The organism is Streptococcus hyointestinalis (assembly GCF_011039275.1).
Lineage (GTDB): Bacteria > Bacillota > Bacilli > Lactobacillales > Streptococcaceae > Streptococcus > Streptococcus hyointestinalis_A.
The window spans coordinates 1,188,474-1,211,138 of sequence record NZ_JAAKGB010000001.1 but is presented as its reverse complement, the minus strand read 5'-3'; the positions used below and the strand labels follow the sequence as shown (position 1 = coordinate 1,211,138).

Annotated in this window: 20 protein-coding genes and 1 pseudogene; 14 read left to right on the top strand and 7 right to left on the bottom strand. The window is 38.8% G+C overall.

The features are described from left to right. Window positions 1-126 precede the first annotated feature (126 nt). From G5B60_RS05825 to G5B60_RS05775, 11 genes are all read left to right on the top strand, one after another. Window positions 127-1,557 (top strand): NADP-dependent glyceraldehyde-3-phosphate dehydrogenase, encoded by a 1,431-nt coding sequence (locus G5B60_RS05825; protein WP_164683151.1) that lies wholly within the window; start codon window positions 127-129, stop codon window positions 1,555-1,557. A gap of 139 nt (window positions 1,558-1,696) precedes the next feature. After that, window positions 1,697-2,980: a 3-phosphoshikimate 1-carboxyvinyltransferase gene (gene aroA / locus G5B60_RS05820; protein ID WP_164683149.1), complete on the top strand. Its 1,284-nt coding sequence runs from the start codon at window positions 1,697-1,699 to the stop codon at window positions 2,978-2,980. Further along, entirely contained in the window at window positions 2,973-3,449 is a 477-nt protein-coding gene (locus G5B60_RS05815; protein ID WP_164683147.1) for a shikimate kinase, read from the top strand. The genes aroA and G5B60_RS05815 overlap by 8 nt, the downstream gene beginning before the upstream one ends. Next, entirely contained in the window at window positions 3,446-4,270 is an 825-nt protein-coding gene (gene pheA, locus G5B60_RS05810; protein WP_164683145.1) for a prephenate dehydratase, read from the top strand. The genes G5B60_RS05815 and pheA overlap by 4 nt, the downstream gene beginning before the upstream one ends. Window positions 4,271-4,286: 16 nt before the next feature. Further along, window positions 4,287-5,642: an LCP family protein gene (locus G5B60_RS05805; protein WP_164683144.1), complete on the top strand. Its 1,356-nt coding sequence runs from the start codon at window positions 4,287-4,289 to the stop codon at window positions 5,640-5,642. A gap of 73 nt (window positions 5,643-5,715) precedes the next feature. Continuing rightward, window positions 5,716-7,071, top strand: coding sequence for a 23S rRNA (uracil(1939)-C(5))-methyltransferase RlmD (gene rlmD, locus G5B60_RS05800; protein WP_164683142.1), 1,356 nt, complete (start codon window positions 5,716-5,718; stop codon window positions 7,069-7,071). 436 nt (window positions 7,072-7,507) lie between these two features. Further along, window positions 7,508-7,672: a CpXC domain-containing protein gene (locus G5B60_RS11465; protein ID WP_241154509.1), complete on the top strand. Its 165-nt coding sequence runs from the start codon at window positions 7,508-7,510 to the stop codon at window positions 7,670-7,672. Between the two features lie 41 nt (window positions 7,673-7,713). Next, window positions 7,714-8,328 (top strand): CadD family cadmium resistance transporter, encoded by a 615-nt coding sequence (locus G5B60_RS05790; RefSeq protein ID WP_044668935.1) that lies wholly within the window; start codon window positions 7,714-7,716, stop codon window positions 8,326-8,328. Between the two features lie 11 nt (window positions 8,329-8,339). Next, window positions 8,340-8,678, top strand: coding sequence for a Cd(II)/Zn(II)-sensing metalloregulatory transcriptional regulator CadX (gene cadX / locus G5B60_RS05785; protein ID WP_143934994.1), 339 nt, complete (start codon window positions 8,340-8,342; stop codon window positions 8,676-8,678). 266 nt (window positions 8,679-8,944) lie between these two features. Beyond that, window positions 8,945-10,057 carry a recombinase family protein gene (locus G5B60_RS05780; RefSeq protein WP_164683140.1) on the top strand — a complete coding sequence of 371 codons (1,113 nt, stop codon included), beginning with the start codon at window positions 8,945-8,947 and terminating at the stop codon, window positions 10,055-10,057. A 14-nt stretch (window positions 10,058-10,071) separates the two neighbouring features. Beyond that, window positions 10,072-10,479 carry a hypothetical protein gene (locus tag G5B60_RS05775; protein ID WP_164683138.1) on the top strand — a complete coding sequence of 136 codons (408 nt, stop codon included), beginning with the start codon at window positions 10,072-10,074 and terminating at the stop codon, window positions 10,477-10,479. Between the two features lie 228 nt (window positions 10,480-10,707). Here G5B60_RS05775 and G5B60_RS05770 read toward each other — a convergent pair whose 3' ends face one another. From G5B60_RS05770 to G5B60_RS05750, 6 genes and pseudogenes are all read right to left on the bottom strand, one after another. Continuing rightward, complete coding sequence (locus tag G5B60_RS05770) at window positions 10,708-11,001, bottom strand: DUF5960 family protein (protein ID WP_164683136.1); 294 nt, start codon at window positions 10,999-11,001, stop codon at window positions 10,708-10,710. Then, entirely contained in the window at window positions 10,988-11,365 is a 378-nt protein-coding gene (locus G5B60_RS05765) for a hypothetical protein (protein ID WP_164683134.1), read from the bottom strand. The genes G5B60_RS05770 and G5B60_RS05765 overlap by 14 nt, the downstream gene beginning before the upstream one ends. Before the next feature lie 23 nt (window positions 11,366-11,388). Further along, window positions 11,389-12,803 (bottom strand): annotated as a pseudogene (locus G5B60_RS05760) (Y-family DNA polymerase). Window positions 12,804-12,806: 3 nt separating this feature from the next. Next, window positions 12,807-12,938 (bottom strand): hypothetical protein, encoded by a 132-nt coding sequence (locus G5B60_RS11630; protein ID WP_260663587.1) that lies wholly within the window; start codon window positions 12,936-12,938, stop codon window positions 12,807-12,809. After that, on the bottom strand, window positions 12,928-13,146 hold the full coding sequence (locus G5B60_RS05755; protein ID WP_143934991.1) for a hypothetical protein: 219 nt from the start codon (window positions 13,144-13,146) through the stop codon (window positions 12,928-12,930). The genes G5B60_RS11630 and G5B60_RS05755 overlap by 11 nt, the downstream gene beginning before the upstream one ends. Before the next feature lie 2 nt (window positions 13,147-13,148). Further along, complete coding sequence (locus G5B60_RS05750) at window positions 13,149-13,847, bottom strand: S24 family peptidase (protein WP_164683132.1); 699 nt, start codon at window positions 13,845-13,847, stop codon at window positions 13,149-13,151. 167 nt (window positions 13,848-14,014) lie between these two features. On the opposite strand from G5B60_RS05750, the gene G5B60_RS05745 reads away from it, so the two are divergent. From G5B60_RS05745 to G5B60_RS05735, 3 genes are all read left to right on the top strand, one after another. After that, window positions 14,015-17,314, top strand: a complete 3,300-nt coding sequence (locus G5B60_RS05745; RefSeq protein WP_164683130.1) for an Eco57I restriction-modification methylase domain-containing protein — start codon at window positions 14,015-14,017, stop codon at window positions 17,312-17,314. 513 nt (window positions 17,315-17,827) lie between these two features. Further along, window positions 17,828-19,687, top strand: coding sequence for a hypothetical protein (locus G5B60_RS05740; RefSeq protein WP_164683128.1), 1,860 nt, complete (start codon window positions 17,828-17,830; stop codon window positions 19,685-19,687). 371 nt (window positions 19,688-20,058) lie between these two features. Continuing rightward, window positions 20,059-20,628, top strand: a complete 570-nt coding sequence (locus G5B60_RS05735) for a hypothetical protein (RefSeq protein ID WP_164683127.1) — start codon at window positions 20,059-20,061, stop codon at window positions 20,626-20,628. A gap of 37 nt (window positions 20,629-20,665) precedes the next feature. Here G5B60_RS05735 and G5B60_RS05730 read toward each other — a convergent pair whose 3' ends face one another. Further along, a complete protein-coding gene (locus G5B60_RS05730; RefSeq protein ID WP_164683125.1) occupies window positions 20,666-22,621 on the bottom strand; it encodes a DNA polymerase in 1,956 nt (651 codons plus the stop codon). Window positions 22,622-22,665 lie beyond the last annotated feature (44 nt).

Genomic DNA, 22,665 nt, shown 5'->3' with positions numbered 1-22,665 from the left:
TTAACGCTTTAAGAATTAGTCAAGAAGAATTTTTTCAAAATTTTCAGACTTTTTCTGTAGTAAATCGTTGCTAATTTCCTAAAAAATGATAAAATAGGAATTAACTTATATTAGGAGGATTGACTTTTGACTAAAGCTTATAAAAACTATGTCAACGGCGAGTGGAAACTTTCAGAGGAATCTATCGAAATTTTTGCCCCAGCAACTGGCGAATCACTAGGGACTGTCCCTGCAATGACAACTGCAGAGGTAGATGAGGTTTATGCGAAAGCAAAAGCTGCACAACCAGCTTGGCGTGCACTTTCATATGTTGAGCGTGCGGCTTACCTTCACAAAGTAGCAGACATCTTGGTTCGTGACGCTGAAAAAATCGGTGCGGTCTTGTCTAAAGAAATCGCTAAAGGCTATAAATCTGCAGTCAGCGAAGTGATTCGTACAGCAGAAATCATCAACTACGCTGCCGAAGAAGGGCTTCGTATGGAGGGTGAAGTGCTTGAAGGTGGTAGCTTTGAAGCCGCAAGCAAGAACAAAATTGCTATTGTACGTCGTGAGCCTGTTGGACTTGTCCTTGCCATCTCACCATTCAACTACCCAATCAATTTAGCAGGATCCAAGATTGCTCCTGCCCTTATCTCAGGAAACGTTGTTGCCCTTAAACCACCAACGCAAGGTTCTATTTCAGGACTTCTTCTAGCAGAAGCATTTGCAGAAGCTGGTCTTCCAGCAGGTGTCTTTAATACCATTACTGGTCGTGGTTCTGTCATCGGTGACTACATCGTTGAGCACGAAGCAGTTAACTTCATCAACTTCACAGGTTCAACACCAATCGGTGAGCGTATTGGAAAATTGGCTGGTATGCGTCCAATCATGCTTGAATTGGGTGGTAAAGACTCAGCTATCGTCCTTGAAGACGCTGACCTTGACTTGACAGCTAAAAACATCATCGCAGGTGCCTTTGGTTACTCAGGTCAACGTTGTACAGCCGTTAAGCGTGTCTTGGTCATGGACTCTGTAGCAGACGAGTTGGTTGAAAAAATCCGTCAACAAGTGCTTGACCTAACCATCGGTAATCCAGAAGATGACGCTGATATCACACCACTTATTGACAAGAACGCTGCTGACTTTGTTGAAGGACTTATCAATGATGCTAGCGACAAGGGAGCTGAAGCACTTACTGAAATCAAACGTGAAGGCAACCTTATCTGCCCAGTCTTGTTTGATAAAGTCACTACAGATATGCGCCTTGCTTGGGAAGAGCCATTTGGTCCAGTCCTTCCAATCATCCGTGTGAAATCTGTCGAAGAAGCTATCGAAATTTCAAACAAATCAGAATACGGACTTCAAGCGTCTGTATTTACCAACAACTTCCCACTTGCCTTCAAGATTGCTGGTCAACTTGAGGTGGGAACAGTTCACATCAACAACAAAACACAACGTGGTACAGACAACTTCCCATTCTTGGGAGCTAAGAAGTCTGGTGCTGGTGTTCAAGGGGTTAAATACTCTATCGAAGCTATGACTAGCGTCAAATCTGTTGTTTTTGACATCGCAAAATAAGAGAACAAACAAAAAGAACTTTGCATGCAAGGTTCTTTTTGTTATTCCATTATATTTTTGAAGAATTTTACAGAAATTTAAGTTGTTTGCCCTCAAATTATGCTACAATATTTTTATACTATGATAATGGGGGATTTGTATGAAGCTACAAACCAATGCAAGACAATTACAGGGTACTATTAGAGTGCCAGGGGATAAATCCATCAGCCACCGCTCTATCATGTTTGGGAGTATAGCTACGGGGACTACAGTTGTCCGTGATATTTTACGTGGCGAGGATGTGCTCTCAACCATGCAGGCTTTTCGTGATATGGGTGTGACGATTACAGATGACGGTGACAGCATCACGATAGAGGGTGTTGGCTTTTCTGGTCTAAAAAAACCTCAAAACAAACTGGACATGGGCAATTCTGGGACGTCTATTCGCTTGATTTCAGGTGTTTTGGCTGGTCAGGATTTTGAAGTGGAGATGTTTGGTGATGATAGCTTGTCTAAGCGTCCTATGGACCGCATTACCATCCCTCTACGTCAAATGGGTGTTGACATTTCTGGGCAAACAGAGCGTGATTTGCCTCCATTGACGCTAAAAGGGTCTAAAAACTTGAAGCCTATCCATTATCATCTGCCAGTAGCTTCTGCACAGGTCAAGTCGGCGCTTATTTTTGCGGCTTTGCAGGTTGAGGGTGAGTCTGTTATCATCGAAAAAGAGAAAACACGCAATCACACTGAGGATATGATTAAGCAATTTGGTGGGGAAATTACCATCAATGATAAGGAAATTCGTATCACAGGCGGTCAAGCGTTTACTGGTCAAGAAGTGGTTGTGCCAGGTGACATCTCAAGTGCAGCTTTTTGGCTGGTTGCTGGGCTGATTGTGCCAAACAGCAAGATTGTCCTCCAAAATGTCGGTATCAATGAAACCCGCACAGGTATCCTTGACGTTATCCGCTCTATGGGTGGCAAACTACAGCTGTCTGATATTGATGAAGTGGCAAAATCAGCGACAATCACGGTAGAAACGTCAGAGCTGGTAGGGACAAGAATTGCTGGCGACATTATCCCACGTTTGATTGATGAGTTACCAATTATCGCTCTTCTTGCTACCCAAGCTGAAGGAGAGACAGTGATTTGTGATGCTGAGGAGCTCAAGGTCAAAGAGACAGACCGTATCCAAGTGGTGGCGGATGCGCTAAACAGCATGGGTGCTGCGATTACACCGACAGAGGACGGTATGATTATTAAAGGAAAAACGGCTCTTCATGGTGCTAAGGTCAATACGTTTGGCGACCACCGTATCGGTATGATGGCAGCTATCGCAGCGCAGGTAGCGACAGAAGGTGTCGTTGAGATTGAGCGGGTGGATGCTATCAATACAAGCTACCCAACTTTCTTTAGTGATTTGGAGGCGTTGAGTCATGTCTAAGATTTTAGTAGGGTTCATGGGAGCTGGCAAGTCAACGGTTGCAAGACTTCTAGACCCTGATTACATTGATATGGATGAAGTTATCGAGAAGCGTATTGGAATGCCGATTGCTGACTTTTTTGCTAGCCAAGGTGAAGCGGCTTTTCGTCAGATAGAGGCGCAAGTTCTTGAAGAGCTATTACAGAGCAATCACGTGGTCTCAACTGGTGGTGGTGTGGTTGTGAGCGAGACTAATCGTAGCTTGCTCAAACATCATCCAGATACGGTCTATCTGCGAGCTTCTTTTGAGACCCTTTATGAGCGTATCCAGTCAGATGAGGCAAATGTACGTCCTTTGTTTGTCAATAACAGCAGAGAAGAGTTCAAGGCGATATTTGACGGGCGTTTGGATTGGTATGAGGAAGTAGCGAGCCAGATTGTGGATGTGGATGACAAGACACCACAGGTTATCGTAGAGGTCATCAAATGAAAGTTGCTTATCTTGGACCAAACGGCTCTTTTACCCACGCTGTAGCTAGCAAAAGCTTTAGTCGTGATGAGCTGGTGCCTATGGCAAATATCACAGAGGTTATCAAGGCGTATGAGGAAGGTAGTGTTGATTATGCTATCGTTCCCGTTGAAAACTCCATCGAAGGCTCTGTGCATGAGACACTGGATTACCTTTTTCACCGTAGTGACATCACAGCGGTGGCAGAGATTATTCAGCCCATCAAGCAGCAGCTGCTAGCGACGGATAAAAATCGTCCGATTGAGAAAATCCTCTCACATCCGCAAGCTATTGCGCAGGGAAAACAATACATCAAAACGCACTATCCTCATGCGACCATTGTGACGACAGCTAGTACCGCCTATGCGGCACGCTATGTCGCAGAACACCCAGAGCAGGCATTAGCAGCTATTGCGCCTTTGCAAGCTGCTAGCACCTATCATCTAGAGGTGGTTGCAAAGAACATCCAAGAAATTGATGAAAATTACACCCGTTTTTGGGTACTGGGCAAGCAAGCGCCAGACCTGAATTTGACAAAAGAAACGGCTAAGATGACCTTGGCTTTGACTTTGCCGGATAATCTGCCCGGTGCTCTTTACAAGGCTTTGTCTGTTTTTGCTTGGCGTAGTATTGATTTGACAAAGATTGAGAGCCGTCCCTTAAAGACTGTTTTGGGAGAGTATTTTTTCATCATTGATTTGCTGGTGCCAGAGGAAAAGTTGATTACTTACGCTCTTGAAGAGCTCAAAACGGTGGGTATCACCACCAAAATATTAGGAAATTACCAAGTGTATCACCTATAGTTTAGGGAATGGACAAATGACGAATCGAAACAATGGACTAAGCCATCACGAAGAATTGCGGTATAATTATCTGCTTCACAATCTTCAGTATTTGAATACTAAGGAAAAAGAGGAGTTTGCTTATCTGAATCAGAAGCGTCAACGTGCCTTGTACCAGACGCCATCTTATTCACAACCGCCTCAAAGACGCTATAGTCGGTCCTATGACGATGACGATAGCTACGACGATACTGTGAATGCAGACTATCCTTATCAAGAGAATAGCGACTTGCCAACTTATCCTAGCGAGGCTCCTCTCACACGACCAAAACGAAAGAAAAAGCCAAAAGAAAAAGCGCTAGATGACGCACAAGCAAAGCCTAAGCGTAAAAAGAGAAAAACGCTTAAGCGAGTGCTTTTGGGTTTGGCTGCCTTTATCGGACTGGTGCTTGCAGGGATGATTTTCATGTTCTTTAAAGGGATGAATGATGTCGGTAGCAATTCTAATTATTCTCCAGCGGTTACAGAGACTTTTAACGGTCAGGAAACGTCTGATGGCACCAATATTTTGATTTTAGGGAGCGACCAGCGGGTCACCCAAGGCTCTACTGACGCTAGAACGGACACCATCATGGTCGCAAATGTCGGCAATAAATCTGGCAAGGTGAAGCTGGTCAGCTTTATGCGAGACACTTTGGTCAATATTCCAAATTACAGCGTGGACGACTACACTGACTTGAAGCTCAATACCGCTTTTAATCTAGGTGAGCAGGATGACAACCAAGGGGCTGAGTACATCAGACAAGTCCTCAAGCATAATTTTGGGATCAACGTCAAATATTATGTCATGGTGGATTTTGAGACGTTTGCAGAAGCCATTAACACCCTCTTCCCAGATGGTGTGGAAATCACTGCCAAGTTTGGGACAGTTAACGGCGAGTCTGTGTCATCTGTTGAAGTGCCAGATGACTTGAACGCAAAAGATGGTGTCGTACCTAACCAGACCATCAAGGTCGGCAAACAGCGCATGGATGGACGCACGCTGTTAAACTACGCTCGTTTCCGTAAGGATGACGATGGCGACTACGGGCGCACCAAACGTCAGCAGCAGGTCATGTCAGCCATCATCTCGCAGGTCAAAGACCCAACCAAGCTCTTTACTGGAGCGGCTGCGGTCGGAAAAGTCTTTGCCATGACGTCGACCAACTTGTCTTATTCCTTCCTTTTGACAAATGGTATCTCTATGCTGCAAGAAGCGCAAAACGGCGTTGAGCAGGTGACGATTCCAAACGAAGGCGACTGGGTGGACGCCCTTGATATGTATGGCGGCTCTGGTTTAGACATTGATTTTTCAAAATATAAAAAAGTCTTGGATAAACTTGGAATGCGCTAATAAATTTATGATATAATGAAGGCTAGAGCGAAAGGTTCTAGCCTTTTTGAGAATACAAGTAGAAAGAGTTAATATGATTCAAAAAAATGATGTAATACGTGTGACCATCACAGATCTCAGCCACGACGGCATGGGTGTGGCAAAGGCAGATGGTCTGGTCTTTTTTGTGGACAATGCCCTACCAGGTGAGGTGATTGATATGCGTGTGCTCAAGGTCAATAAACGCCTTGCTTACGGGAAAGTGGAGGCGTTCATCGAGATGTCTCCTCATCGTGTGGACACGCTAGATAGAGTGTATTTGCGTAGTGGGATTGCTGACTTGGGGCACCTCGCTTATGACCAGCAACTGCTCTTTAAGCGCCAGCAGGTGAAAAATGTCCTCCACAAGACCGCTCACATCAAAGATGTCGAGGTTCTTGAAACACTTGGTATGGCGCTGCCTTTTGCTTACCGCAATAAGGCGCAGGTGCCTGTCCGTCGTGTCAATGGTCAATTAGAGATTGGCTTTTTTAGAAAAGGTTCTCATGACCTCATGCCTCTTGAGGATTTTCTCATTCAGGATAAGGAGATTGACCGTCTGCTCGTTTTTGTGCGTGATTTGCTACGCCGCTACGCTGTTAAGCCCTATGATGAACAGGCAGGGACAGGGTTGATTCGTCAGTTAGTGGTGAGACGAGGGCACTACACTGGTGAGATGATGTTGGTTCTAGTGACCACTCGTCCTAAGATTTTCCGCATTGAAGCGATGATTGCTGACATTGTCGCTGCCTTTCCAGCGGTGACCTCCATTATCCAAAATATCAATGACCAAAGGACAAATGCTATCTACGGGCGAGAGTTTCGCACGCTTTACGGCAAGGACACCATAGAGGATGAGATGTTGGGCAATCGCTACGCTATCTCTGCTCAGTCCTTTTACCAAGTCAATACTGAGATGGCAGAAAAGCTCTACCAGACAGCCATTGATTTTTCAGAGCTGACAGAAGAGGACGTTGTCATTGACGCTTACTCAGGTATTGGTACCATTGGTTTATCCTTTGCTAAAAAGGTCAAAGCGGTTTACGGTGTCGAAGTTGTTGCACAAGCGGTCGAAGACGCCAAGAAAAATGCAGAGCGCAACGGTATTACAAACGCCCACTATGTTCACGGAGACGCTGAGGACGTGATGAAAAAATGGCAAGCGGGAGGTATTGAGCTAAGTGTCATCCTTGTCGATCCCCCAAGAAAAGGCTTGAGTGAGCGTTTTATCAAAGCAAGTGCTAGCATGAATCCAAAGAAAATCACCTACATCTCTTGCAACCCAGCAACCATGGCACGTGACATCAAGCTCTATGAAGAGCTAGGCTACAAACTCACAAAAGTCCAGCCTGTTGATTTATTCCCGCAGACACATCACATCGAGTGTGTTGCTCTGCTCGTAAAAGCCTAGAAACATTGGAACGAAAGGGATAGTGAAAAGCCTTGATTGCAAGGCTTTTTCTTGTATAGTGGGGAAGTATAAGAGTGAGGAATTTTTTGGAGTGAGTAGAAGTGATAGCTAGAAATTATCTCAATCTATTTCCATTTACCCTGTGGGTACGTGTTTATTTCCATTGACAAGGAGTTTGTGGGAATAGAAACGTCCCCACCTCTAATATCACCTAAATGGTCGATTGAAGTGTGAGTTCTGAAATTGATACAATTTAACTTTTTTTGAAAAAAATTTCAAAATTTATTTTGCATTGCAAAGATAATAAGTGAGAGCAAGTTACTTACTTAATAACGATGAAGAGGAAAAGTAGAATGACAACAATTTTTTAACAAAAACAAACTGCACTAATTGCGGAAAACAAAGTACTTTTGAAAGATTTGATAGGGTTTATGCGGTGAAGACCCCTGAGATTGTTTCTGCTATTTTGGACTGGGATTTCTTTAAATTTACCTGCCATAACTGTAACCATATGGTGCTAATTGATTACCCAACAGTCGTAGTAGATGAAGAACAAAAAATAATTATTCAGTATGACCTCTTTGACATCTACAAAGTTTAATGTTAAAATACATTCAAAAATATATTTGAATGAGGTGTTTTATGATTCAAAATGTTGTTACTTCAATAATCCTGTATTCTGGGACAGCCGTAGATTTACTTATTATCCTAATGTTATTTTTTGCCAAAAGAAAAAGCAGAAAAGACATCATCAACATCTATTTAGGACAATTTCTAGGCTCCGTTAGTCTAATATTGCTAAGTTTGCTTTTTGCATTTGTCTTAAATTATATTCCTAGTAAAGAGATTTTAGGTTTACTCGGTTTGATTCCAATTTTCCTAGGCCTCAAAGTTTTGCTTTTAGGAGATTCTGATGGAGAAGCTATTGCAAAAGATGGTTTGCGAAAAGACAATAAAAACCTGATTTTTCTAGTCGCTATGATTACTTTTGCAAGTTGTGGCGCTGACAATATTGGTGTCTTTGTCCCATATTTTACCACCTTAAATTTAGCGAATTTGATAGTGACTTTACTTACTTTTCTAGTCATGATTTATCTCTTGGTTTTTTCTGCCCAAAAATTAGCACAAGTCCCTTCTGTTGGAGAAACTTTGGAAAAATATAGCAGATGGTTTATTGCCGTTGTCTATTTAGGATTGGGGATGTATATCCTGATTGAAAACAACAGCTTTGACATGCTATGGGCTGTGTTAGGCTAGGAGAAAAAATTATGAAAAAAGATAGTATCTGTCAAATGGATGTTATAAATCAACAAAATGTTACAACTGCAACGAACTACCTTGAAAAGGAAAAAGTCCGAAAATCACTTCGCATTTTATCAAAGTTTACCGATAATAAACAGATAAATATCATCTTTTATCTCCTTGCTGTTGAAGAACTATGTGTCTGCGATATAGCCTGTTTACTAAATCTCAGTATGGCATCTGCCTCCCACCATCTTCGTAAACTAGCCAATCAAAATATCTTGGACACTAGAAGAGAGGGGAAAATTATATATTATTTTATAAAAGATGAGGAAATCAGAGATTTTTTTAATCAACTAGGATAACAACTATTTTTACTACTTTTGAGTTTATTCATACAGACCTTAGTAGACATTTGTTGTCTATTAAAGTGTGTATTACATATTACATATTACATAGACTCTAGATGGGCGGAATCATTCTCTCGTACCAGTTTGGCATAAAATTTTAAATCTATTTACAAGTATAAATGGCCTAATTTTTAGTTAGGTCATTTTTTATCTTCTAATTTAGAAAAACGTAGTTAATATATATAATTATTATGTAGATTTCTAGAAAGGAGGTAAAACTAATGGTAAGACGGAATTCTAAAATTACTCGTCAACAGAAGAAAATTCGAGATGCATTTGTATCTGAGAGAACTGTTGAAATTATTCCTGCAAAGCGAGAGTTCACAGATGTTAAAACTAAGAAGTTGCGTGTTGCTGCCTATTGTCGAGTAAGTACTTTTGACGAATCTCAGTCAGGTAGTTTTGAACTTCAAAAACAAACCTATACTGAAAGAATCAATAGTAATCCTGATTGGATAATGGCTGGAATCTATGCTGACCAAGGAGCATCAGGAACATCAATCAAACGACGTGAACAATTCCAACAGATGCTTCATGATTGTAGATGTGGGAAGATTGACTTGATAATCGTTAAGAGTGTTAGCAGGTTTGCTCGCAATCAGCTAGATTTCATTAGTATTTACCGAGAGTTGAAGGCACTATCCCCTCCAGTTGGAATATATATCGAAGATATAAACTTGAATACACTTGATACGAATAGTGAATTCATTCTTGGTATTATGGCCATAGTAGCTCAAGGTGAGAGTGAACAAAAAAGTGCGTCAATTACATGGTCAGTAATAGAACGCTTCAAGAGAGGAATACCAATAATTCCAACTCACAATTTGCTCGGCTACACAAAAGACCAATATGGACGAATTGTGATAGATGAGTCAGAAGCCAAAATTGTCAGATTCATTTACGACTCATATATCGACGGCATGTCTGCTCGAGAAATTGCTGAGTCACTCATGGATAGCCATATTCCTACAGTCACAGGTTTGGATAATTGGTCTAATCTAGCAATATATAACATTCTCAAGAATGAGAAATATAAGGGTGAAATCATCATGCAGAAGACTTTTACTGTTGATTGTTTTAGTCATAAGTCTCGCAAAAATAATGGTGAGAAGCCCAAATATCGTCTAAAAAATGGAATTCCCTCTATCATACCAGAATCTAGATGGGATTTAGTGCAAGAACTTCTTAAACTGCCAAGAAGAAAATCGAAATCTACAAATAAAGTTATTGCACCTAAACTCTACGTTAAGAAGCTCAAAACTGGTAAGTTGAGGGATTTTGTTGTACTTGATCCTAGTTGGAAGACTAAGGACATCAAAGAAATATTTAAATAAGAAAGAGGAATATTATGCGTTTTAAAGATTTTAATTTAGAAGTAGTAACTGTTGAGCGTTCGTCATTCGATTATAGCATGACCATCAATAAAAACTTTGTTACTTTTAGTAAGGGGATTGTTCAAGAGTTGGATTATCCTGCTCAAGTTTTGATTGCTTTCAATAAGGAAACAAGGGTTATGGGAATTCAAGTTTGTCGTGCCAAAACTAGAGGGTCGTTCAAGTTTTCAAAACCAGAGGGTGAGCAAAAGGGGATTGTTCAAGTCATGAATAAGAATCTGAAAGAAACTCTGCTTCATATCATGCCAGAGTGGAAAAGCGACAAACGTTACAAAATCGAGGGAATTCACATACCTGAAGATAAGGCTTTTGTTTTTGAGCTATCTAAATTTGAAGAGTTACCTGACTTCCGTAAGAAATAGTCTACAATTAAGGAATAGTATTATTAGTGGTCACGGTTATATTGGCAGTAAATTTCCAATAGCTAAGTTACTTGTCAACTATCCAAAGGGTGTTTGAACTAAAACTGAAATTGAGTTAGCTACGGAGCGAGCAGCAAGACGGATTGCAAATTTTATTTTTGAGAGATAATATTATTCTTTACAAAGATGATAGAATCAAAAGGAGCACATCAATTTGAGTGCTCCTCTTTATTTTAAATTCGTGACTGTTTTTTGATAGATATACTTCTTGGTGAGTTTACTGTCCTCGAGTTGCTCTACCATGAATATGAAGTAGTGATCGCGGCTATCGGTAGCCTTCTCTTTATTGAGCTTAAAATAGTTTTTTCTTGATTTTGCCATGGTCAACAAAATATCATCAGTTAAGAAAGTGAGTGGTGTATCTAAAGCAGAGTAGCGGTAGAAGTCAGCTTCAAATTGTCTGTAGTTATCACTGAAATAGTCCATTTGAAGTTCATTATGATGAAACTCAAGCTGATTCATATAGCACCTCCAGTTCTTCCTCAAACAAGCCGATGTGAAGAATATCTTTGAAGGAAGCGTTTATGTAACCTGATTTGGTCTTTATCAATAGATTATTTTTATTTAGTTCGGACACAGTTCCAACATAGCTTACTGATTTATTATTCTCCAGCATGTCGAAGTGAGCTATTAGCTGACTTGAATAAAGTTGACTGGTTAAAAGTAATTTATTTTCAAGAGTTAAGTCTGATAGATATGAAATCTTACTTGCATCAGTATCAAGAGCAGTTGTATGCTCGGATAGGAAGAAGCCCATCCATTTCTGCATGCCTACGTCTTGATACTCTCTGGCACATTGCCAAGGGAGATATGAACGGTCAACCATAAGTAACACCTCCTGTAATCAATTTATTTTAGTCCGTCTAAGCCACCTGCAGAGTGTCCCCCAATCAATTTACTACGTTCAATATTTCGTGAACCTTCGGTAAGAACATTGGCTTTTTGAATGGCTAAGAATCCAAATTGCTCTCGAACTGAATCAATAGCGGTTTGGAGCTTTTCTTCTTTTTCAATAGTCTCCATATCATCAAAAAGTGAAATCAAACCATAGCTTTCATCAGCAAATCCACTGTATGAAATACCAATCTGTCTCACTGCTCCAGAATCGTACTTGCTGCGGAAAAGTTCGATAACATGCTTGACCATAGTCTTGGTCAGATTGGCAGGTTCAATCTTCATCTGTGCATTGATGGATTTCTTCATCTCAATATTTGAGTATCCAATATGGATAGAAACAATAGTGGCTTTTTTGTGGGCTTTTCTCAAGCGTATGGTAACTTGTTCAGCCATTTCAGATAAGACAAGCTCTATCTCCTTTTGATTGTGATAATCACGCTGTAAGACTTGTGAATTGCCTAATCCGTGGCTTTTTGGTTGATAGGGATTATGTACATTACTCTCATCAACCCCATTAGCATGGAACCATAGTTGCAGACCAACTTTACCAAATTCTTTCTTAAGGGTAGTTGGATCCACATTGGCCAGTTCTTTAATGGAATTAATACCAAGTTTATGAAGTCGTTTCTCGGTTCGACTGCCAATCCCCCAGAAATCGGTAAGGGAAGGTATAGCCCAAACTTTACTCTCCACGTCTTCATAGGACCAATTAGCTCGCATGGTAACAGTCTTCTTGGCTTCGTTATCAAGAGCAAGTTTAGCAAGGAGCGGATTGGCATTACTCATTCCAACAGTTGAGTAGATACCAGTTTCTCTCCAAATATCTCTTTGGAGCATAGCTGATAGATTATCGAGTTTTGCTTTTCGAGACATGGATTTATCATGGATGAAGTAGTTGAGGGATGAAGTTAAATTAATGAAGCCCTCATCTATAGAGTAGGGGTGAATATCATTTGGAGCAGCATAGTTCTGGAAGATGTGCTGTATTTCCAAGTTCTTCTCAATATACCTATCCATACGAGGAGAGACGATAAGAGTCCGTTTAGCCCAGTGTTCGATGAAAGACTTGTACTTGGGTGTTACTTCAATTCCTTGTCGCCAAGCGTTTTGATAGCTGAATTTTCTTGTCTTAATATCAAAAGGAAGGTCATAAGACCGACCAACGTTTGATTTGCCAAAGACCTTTTTGAACATAGGAGAAGAAGCGAGGATAAGCCCAGCAGAATTATCAGAACGACTCATGAACAGAGAGAAGTGTGCAGTGGATTTAGCCCACGGTCTACACATTCCACGGAAGCATAGAATGATTTCATATCGACGAAAGCAATATCAGAAGTTGGTTCTTTTGAATAGTCGATATATCCCATAAATTACCTCTCTTTAAGTTTGGAGAGTTCCTCGGTTAGCTCTTGTACATAATCGGTAATATCATATTCTTTTAAGTAGGGAGTGAATAAGATGCGGTCATCTTTGATGTAAATCATTTCCACTTTAACCGACATTATCTTCCTCCTTCATTACGATGAGAATGGAGTCTTCGATTAAGAAAGCGTAGCGGTAAATAGTGCAATCTTCATCGTCTGGAATAAGAATTTCATCAAAACCTTCATTCTCTAAACGTTCTTCGAAGTTATCCATGTTGAAAATTTCTACTTTGCATTCTGGATTGTATCCATAGGTACCTAATTCTAAAATATCCTTGAGTTTCATAATTAAGCTCCTTCTATTGGCATGAAATGTCCGACTACCTTACCAACAATACGGAAATCATCATCTTTGGAAATGAAACGTTCTGGATTTCCTGCTTCATTGATGGAGACCATTCGGAAACCATCTTCAACTTTGTATAGCTTTTTGATGTAAGTCTGCTCATTCCAGACTAAGGCATAGACTGCTCCATCATAGTCAAAACCAGTTTCACGAATAAGGGCTACCTCGCCATCTAAGTATTTAGGAGACATAGAAGTTCCTTTGATCCAAGTAGCAAAGTCGTAACCATATTGTTCCTCATCAGAGTAAACAGTACGAGTCTCGTATTCGTCTGCAAAACTTTGTCCAGGACCAGCAGATAGCGAAATATCGTCCAGAACCTTGATAGGAAAAAGCTTAATGACCGTACGCTCAGCCTCACGCTGAGTTTGAAGTAAGTCCTCCATATATTCCTCAGCTAGAACTTTGTTGAAGTCGTTGAGCTGCAGGAAGTTGTTGACAATATTGTACTCTGACTCGAAGTAAGTAACTGGCACTTCAAGAAGAGCAGCTAGAGCAGTAAGGTTTTTTTGATTCGGTATATTTTTTTCGTTTTCCCAGTTATGATAGGCAGAGCGATTAACTTTTAATTTTTTTGCTATATCAGATTGAGAAAAATTTTTTTCTTTTCTTCTTTTTTTTAAACGTTTCGCTGAAAACATAGCTCCTCTTTTGTTAAGTAATTACTTAACAAATTATACTAGATTTTGAGGAAATATCAATAATTAATCTACATAAATGTCGTTTTTTGATTGTCCACTATAAAAATATATTTTTTACTTGCTGTCCACTCAAAAAGTGATACAATATTAATGAAAGAGGTGTCAGTATGAAATTAAATAATCAACAACTTATTTATTTAGATTCAAAAGAATACTTATTAGATTTGGAGGAATCTATCTCACGCATTAAATCACAAGTACATCAAACTGATAATGAGAGTATGATTGCTTCTGCGTTTGAAAAAGAAATTTATCTCTTTTTGTTAACAAAACTTGGAGTACCAGATAATCAAAAAAAAGAGTTCACTCAAACAGATTTTGGCTTTGAATTTTCTGGTCGGATTGACATGATGGATGGTGGTTTATTAGTTGAATATAAAAGGCCTGCTGTTTTAACATCTGGAACTAGCCAGGAGAAAGCACAAAATCAGCTTGTAAACTATTACAAACAATTACGTGATAATTTTGATATAACGCTAATGATCGTTACAGATGGAAAAAAAGTTTCTGAAATTGTTGAGAATATTGATGGAATCAGGTCAACTCCTTTTAAAGAACTGGATGTTTTGACATTCGATAGAATAATTAAAGCGATTATTGCATCTGATTCAAAACAACTGAATTCTTACAATATTGTAAGGGATTTTTCTCTTGAAAACGAAGATAGTCTTACAAAGCGAATTTCCAATAAGTTATATTCAATCTTATCAAATTCTGACGAAAACGATCAGATTGATATTTTGCATAGGGAATGGCAAGAACTCTTCCATCTTTCAGAAGCCGATATGGGGAAAAATCAAGATATTGCAAAAAGGAGAGAAGCATTAAGTGCACTATTTAAGATTAAAATTGATACTCCAAAGGCTGAATATAGAGGATTATTTGCATTACAAACAACGTATGCGATAATTGTTAAATTAATAGCTTGTAAAATCGTTCATAGAGTATTTACGTTCGAAGAAATTAAGTACTTTAGTGATTTAACCTCAGTTGAAGAAGACCAGTTACACAGATTTCTTCAAAAAATGGAGGATGGTTATTCTTTTGCAGATCAAGGGATACATAATCTTTTAGAAGGTGACTTTTTTTCCTGGTATGTATGGGATGGAGAATGGGATTACGAGTTATTTGAGTTGATCAAGGAGCTTGTTACAAGAATCGAAGACTACTCTATTTTCGGATTGGAGAGTAATATTAATTCAGCTGATATTTTTAAAGATCTTTATATTGAAATAATGCCAAAAGCGGTGCGACATTCTTTGGGAGAGTATTTTACCCCCGCATGGCTTGCGGATAGTCTACTTAAGGAAGCTGTATCTCAAATTAAGAATGATGAAAGTTATATTGCTGTCGATCCTACATGCGGCTCAGGTGTATTCCTGATAACAATGATTCAAAGCATTATTGCTAAGAATGATATCGTTAACTATACGAATCAAGAAAAGAAGGAGTTATTAGAGCAAATTCTACATAGAGTAAAAGGAATTGATATAAATCCTTTAAGTGTATTGACATCTAGAGTAGGATATATATTAGCAGTTTCTCCGCTTCTAACTAAAGATGTGGAGTTTGAAATTCCTGTGTATTTAGGAGATTCAGCTGTTACACCAACTAAGGAGAGTATTGGAAATGTAGAGTGTTTCAGATATGATATGTCTAGTATTCAAAGTGAAATCAATGCAGTATTTCCAGTAAAATTAGTTGAGGATCAGGATAAGTTCTCAAAAGTAATACGCTTCCTAGCCAAAATGGCTCAGGAAGGGAATGAGGAATTATTATTTAGGTATTTATCAGAGAGCGTAGAAAGCTATGTTGGTACTCTTGATCCAATGCTGGAAGTTAGGTTTAGGGACATGATAGATCAGATGATTGCACTAGATAAAAATAGTTGGAATGGTCTATGGATTAAGGTAATTGGTAATTTCATCAAAATTACTACAATTAAGGAAGTAGATATTGTAGTAGGGAATCCACCGTGGGTTAAATGGGAATTTCTACCAAGTGCATACGCTGAAAGAATTAAATCTATTTCAATTGATAGACATCTGTTTAGTGGTCAAACTTACATGGGAGCAATTTCTTTAAACATCTGCGCATTGATTGCTCATGTTACAGCAACAAACTTCTTGAAAAAAACAGGGGTTCTGGCATTTTTAATGCCGAAAACGATTCTAACTCAAGACTCCTATGAAGGCTTTAGGAATTTTATCATTGATGAGGACAATGGTGAAAGATTCTATCTTCAGAAGTGTATTGATTGGGAAAAGTCAGGGCACCCTTTTATAGATATGAAAGATGCATTTTTATCGTATATTTACAAGAGAGATTATGTTGATTACAAGCAAGGGCTTCCTTTAGAATTTGTAACTAAGAAAAGAGGAAGTAAAAAAATGAGTGTTATCAATTTAGAACATTCATTTGAAAGCGTAAAATCAAATTTTGACTTTGTTGAGGGGAAATTAATTCAGGTGGATTCCTCTAGATCAGGATTTACTTTTGTCAGAGATGGTAGTCAAGCTGAATATTTTTCTAAAATTGTAGGGTACTGCTCATATAAAGCTAGATCTGGTGTTGAGTTTACTCCAAAAGAAGTCTATATGTTAATTGAGGAAGACGACAATACTTCATCGAATAAATCTAATTGGATTTTTCAAAATGATACAACTAAAGGAACAGTTCATAAAGTTAACCATAGTGGTCCTCTAAAAATTGAAACGAAATATGTGCGCCCACTAATTAAGGGGCCAATGATTAGTAAATTCAACATAAACTGGCAAAATGAATATGCAATTTATCCATACAATGAACTTGAAACTACTTCGGTACCAATTGTGGATTTATACAATTCTTCAAATAGATTAGCGGAGTATCTAGTCAACCAAAAAGATGTAATCGGAGCACAAAGTGAAAGATCGAAGGCTATCGCAAAAGGGGATGATTTTTATTCATTAAGTAAGATTGGAGTTTACACCTATGCTCCGTATAAAGTTGTTTTCAGAGATAATAGTGATTGGGCTGCTGCAGTCCTCGGTCCAATGAGAACTTCTTGGGGTGATACAGTTACTGCTATTCCAGCAAAGCATGCACCGTATTTTTCTCAACGGAAGCTACGAGCCGAGGAGAAAGTTGCTAATGAGTTAGAGTTATACATTACTCAGGAAGAAGCGTATTATATTTGTGGGGTACTAAATGCACCGGTAGTCAAAAACTATATACTAAGTACATTTAGTACACGGAGCATATCAATTGATTTAAAAATCAAACTTCCACTATATGATGAAAACGATCCAAATCATAAAAAAATTTCAGATTTGGTAAAATCGATTTATGAGAAAAATACCGTCGATGACTCTGATTTATTGAAATTGAATGAGTATTACTTAAATATCTGTAATGAGACTGAATAATTACTTGATATAATTTATCTTAAGAGCTAATATACCAACAACGGAAGGAGTTGGTATATTTGAATAAAAATATTGATAACGAGATACTATCTGAAATTTCCAATTTTTTAGATTCGATTTCACAGTTTGAAGATTATATGATGGAGAATCAATTTCTTTATTACTCTTTAAGTGAATTAGTCATTTTGCTACGTTTATCATTACAGATATTAAAAGAAAAAATCGATAGAAGTTGATATCCAGAGTAACAAAAATGATTTAAAAGTAGGATTGAATTAAAAGGAAAAATGGTTCAAGTAAATGCAAAATCGAAACTATCAAGTATTACCAGGCTTGATAGTGATTCATAAAAAGGAAATCAATATCTTGTGCCTCGTTAAGTGACATTAGCACAAGATATTGTTTTTTAGTTAATGAAATATTGATTTTTCAATTTTATCTGGTATAATATCATCAAGAAAAAATAGAAAACAATATTAAAAAATTTACTATAGAAAGATAAGTGGTGAGCCATTGGACTTTAAACACTATTTGAATAATAATCCCCATGTTACTAGATTCATTAATAGTTGGATTAGTGAATATCTTGATGCACTACATGATGTTCCATTTTTCATCAAGGACATTGAAATTTCAATTTATCAAGTAAGGTTTTGTACAATATACTGGACTGATCGTGAGAGTTTTGTATCTGAGTGCAGTACGGTAGTTAAGTATAAGGTCTTGAGTGAGGGTTTGACTTATACAACACGTTTTTCATTTTGGTTAGATGGTTATTTTGTTTCAGACGACTTACAAGTAATGAACTTTAGGACCTCTGCGCCAAAAGGACTTGAAAACCACTTTACCCAGCGACTTGATTTAGTTCCCTATATGAATCGTGGAGAGTACGATCTTGCTGCGAAACATATTTTGTCCAAGTATTATCCCGAATTTTCATCATCTACTGACAATGTTGGTACAATTGATGTAATGGTACTGGCACGACGAATGGGATTGAATGTGGTGTTTTTGAATGTATCGGAAGTAAATGAGCAACAGCGCGCCATGGTCAAATTTGACAGTGAACCTGTTAAAGCTTTTGATCCAGAAACAGGGGAAATCTTCGAGTATTTCTCAAATATGGGGGACTTAATAGTTGATGCTAAATTACTTATTCCTAGACGAGTTGGAGAGTTGAATAATTCTATTTTGCATGAATGTGTCCATTGGGAATATCACTGGCAACATTTCGCTTTCAAACGAATGCTCTCTAACCATTACGGAAGTCCAAAGCTAATACCTCTCAATCTTGTTAACGATAATCCTGAGTACTCCATGGAATGTCAAGCTAAGGGAATTGCACCAAGAATTCTCATGCCGAAAAACTCAGTTGAGAAGATGGTTATTAGTACCATGGGAGAATTCAGTTACCTTGGTTTTAGTAATGTGACTGAGTTATCACTTCTGGCCAAAGCCGTTGATAAGGTCGCTATTGCGTATCATGCTTCTAGGCAGTCCGCCAAGATTCGATTAGAAGAACTAGGTTTCTCAAATAATAGTAGTGCATATGACTATATTGATGGCTCCTATGTTCCTAGTCACATCACTTCGACAAATGGAGAAATTTATCTACACCAGACTTTTACAATTGGTTTTTCGGAACTGATTAATTTAGCGAGTACTAATAAAGAGCCCAGCGAATTATTACTCTCTGGGGAATATGTCTACGCTAATACATTTGTCTGTCTTAATGATTCTCGCTATGTTAAAGTTGGACCATTCGGACATTTAGTATTAACTGAAGAAGCGCTGAATGACGTGAGCAAATGCTGCTTAGCATTTAGTTATGAATACCTAAGCTTTAATTCTGGGTTATCAACTCAGTATGAGTACACACTCTTTAAGTTATCGGATGATGATTATGGTCGAATTCTGAATGGTTTTAACCAAAATGCTGAGGTACTAGATGTTAGGGAAGAGGCAGTCGCACTTGATAATTTCAATGTTTATATCCAGGAAATCATCACTGAGAATGCTGGAATCGTTGATTATTTGTATGATGTCCACCTTTCTTTTGAAGAAGTAGTTAGTAAAATCGTTGACTATCGAGGTTATGATAATCAAGAATTTATGGCTCAAACCAATCTTCATCGGAACTTCTTAGGTAAACTTCGTCAATTCAAAGGTACCTCATATGAGGAAATGACACTCTTGAAACTTTTTGTAGGGTTGAAAATTCCAACAATCTATCTTGAAAAATTCTTTGCTATTGCTGGCAGAACCATTAACCCAACTGACCAAAAAATGCAGTATATCACTCAACTTTTATCTGTATACCATGGAATCGATATTGATAAGTTTGAGAAACTCGTAAAACAAATTCCGGCATAGAAAAATAAATTTGCACCTAGGCTAGGTGCATTGGCAGAGCAGAAATGCTCTTTTTTTGTACTCAATTTTTGAAAATCATTGATATTACTTTAAACCCTGTGCACCTAGGCTGGTACACAGGGTTTTTCGTTTTAAAGTACACTAGAGTTACTAATAGAGAGTAAGAACTCTATATAAATTTCTACTAGTAGTTCTGTCACTGATCATGACCATTAACCATAAGAACCAGCTAGTAGGAAATGTCAACGTGTATGGTTAGTTGACCAATTATGTATAACCGCAAAGGAAAAGCATATGAGGTCACTATTTAAATTTAATAATGCATTGTCATCCCCTTTTTCTTTGCAAGTCAAAGTCAAAGGAGTCAAACAATGCCAATTAATGTCAACTTTTTCAACTACTGTCAAGCTCAATCTTCATCAACTGGTGTAGAACCACTAGAGGGTGAGGTTCTAGCCCCAATGTTTGTGCAGGGCTATTATATGTCGTCAAGTTATTCAGGTCTAATCCGTGGGACATTTCGACAATGCCGTATCATGGGTATTCCAATTCTAACAGCCTTTGTACCTGTTGCAGAAGAGGAGTATGAACAAATGGTCTGGTGGTATAACAACTCAGTCAATGATTATCTCAAGGATTTTCGTAAGCCAAACAAGAATGCTCCAGAAATATCATCGTGGGAAGCTTTCACTGAAAAGCAAGATTTAGTAATTGCTGATGAAGGTATCGAACTTTACTTAGCAATGGAGCAGTTCGATTATTTGAAAACAATACTTGCTGAATCCAATTATCAAGCGCCAGAAATTTTGGAAATGCTACTGGAAGGTTATGAGTATAAAGAAATCTTTGAGAAGTTAGGTGTTAAAAAATCAGCTGGATATAAAAAGGTCAATAAAGTTCAGAAAGACGGATTGGAGCTTTACAAAGAGTTAAACAAATAATTAAATCGCCATCTCAAATGAGGTGGCGATTTTTTGTCTAGTCTTTCTGATAGAAGAGACATTCGTATCCATCAGCTCTGAGGTTAATATCAGACATCCAGTCTGGTGCAACTCCCATCAATGAAGCAATCTTATCGAGACTTTGGTCCTGGTCACACTCAATGATGACCTCATCGTGGATGTGACCTACAATCTTGAAGTCTTTCAGTTGTTTCATGGAGTAGGCTAGGATATCTCGACTGATAGCTTGGACGATATTCTCGACAAATTTTGGACCGTAGCTTTCAAGCCTTTCCCAGCGTTTGGCTGTGCCTGTTCCTTCATAGGTGACAGACTCTCCACCAAATTGGTTCTCACCCATTTTGGGTTTGACGTAGGCAAGTTTTCGTCCAGATGGAAGTGTGATAAATAACATGCCCTTTCTTGCCTTAAATTGAATACCATGGGTTTCGGTTTGCTCTTGGAACTTTACTGCAGACTTTACAGCTTTGTCGACATCCCACCAAAAGAGAACAATGTTAGGATTAGCTTGACGCCACGAGTCCACAAGAGGTTGAAGTTCCTCCTCATTAAGCCCCATATCAATAGCCCCCATGGCTTTAAGTGCACCGATTGCCCCGCCATAGCCACAAGCCAACTCGGCAATCTTTCCTTTCTGACGCAGGTCGGAGTTTTGACCATGCTTCTCAACTGGAACTCCAAACATCTGGGAAGCAGACATACAGTAGATGTCTTTGCTTTGTTCAAAGACTCTGATCCGCCATTTCTCACTAGCTAAGTGAGAGAGCACTCGTGCTTCAATGGCAGAGAAGTCACACACAATGAACTTTTTACCATCTCTTGGAACAAAAGCAGTCCTAATAAGTTGTGACAGGGTATCCTGTGTATCGTAGAGAAGTTCAGTTGCTTCTAAGTCACCAGTTTTGAAGATTTCTCTTGCTTCATCAAGGTCAAGAAGGTGGTTCTGTGGGAGGTTTTGCAGCTGAACTAAGCGACCAGCCCATCGACCTGTTCTGTTAGCACCGTAGAACTGGAACATTCCTCTAGCTCGTCCATCTTTACAGACGCAGTTCATCATGGCTTGATATTTAGAGACACTGGATTTAGCTGCCTGTTGTCTCAACTTAAGAACTTTAGCTGTCTTTTCATCAACTGCCTTTAATAGTTCTTTGACAGCTTTTTTATCGAGAGAATCAGTGGTTACTCCGTGTTCTCGTAGCCAACCAATCATCTGAAGAACAGAGTTTGGTTTTTCAAGCCCAGTAAGCTCTTTTAGTTCTTCTTGGATTTTGGCTTTACTTTCTTCATCAATGGCAATAGCAGCTTTGACAAAATCCACATCGATTCCAATCCCGCGATCATTTATGACTTGGTCTTGATGGTACTCCTCCCAAACAAAGTCAGGAACAGGGTGGTTGCGGAGTTTTTCTTTGATGGCTAGTTCAACCTCAACATCACGCTTATTGTAATCAATGAAAGCTAACCACTTATCAGGTGCATGATTTGGATAGTTACGAGTGCGTCCGCCATTGACTTTGGTGGGTTTACAAGGGAGACAGAAGTAGCGGATTAAGCCTCCACCTTCCTTCAACTTTTGGTCTTTAAGTTTGAGAACAGTTCCGACTCCTTCAAGAGAGAGCGGTAGCCCAAGATATGCTGACCAAACCATGCTACAACGCCATGAATTAGGAGACAGAAATCCCTCGGACAATAATTTTGGATGATGTTTCTTTAGCCAGTTAGATAGGCAGATGCGTTCAAAGGAAGCATTAAAAGCCCATTTGATAATAGTGTCATCAACTAGGGCATGCAAGACTTCATGAGGTAGAATTTCTTTGGTTAAATCATAGACAGTCACTGGACCACTGTCAATTGAGACTGCTATGAGAAGTATTTCAAAGGAATCATCTTCTGCGTAGCGATAGATACCAGTCTTTCTTAAGTCCACTTCGCAGTAGGTTTCTAAGTCAATGGATAGTTCTTTAATTGGCATAGTTTGTCCTTTCGTAAAAAGGTGACAGAAGTACTGCCACCTGG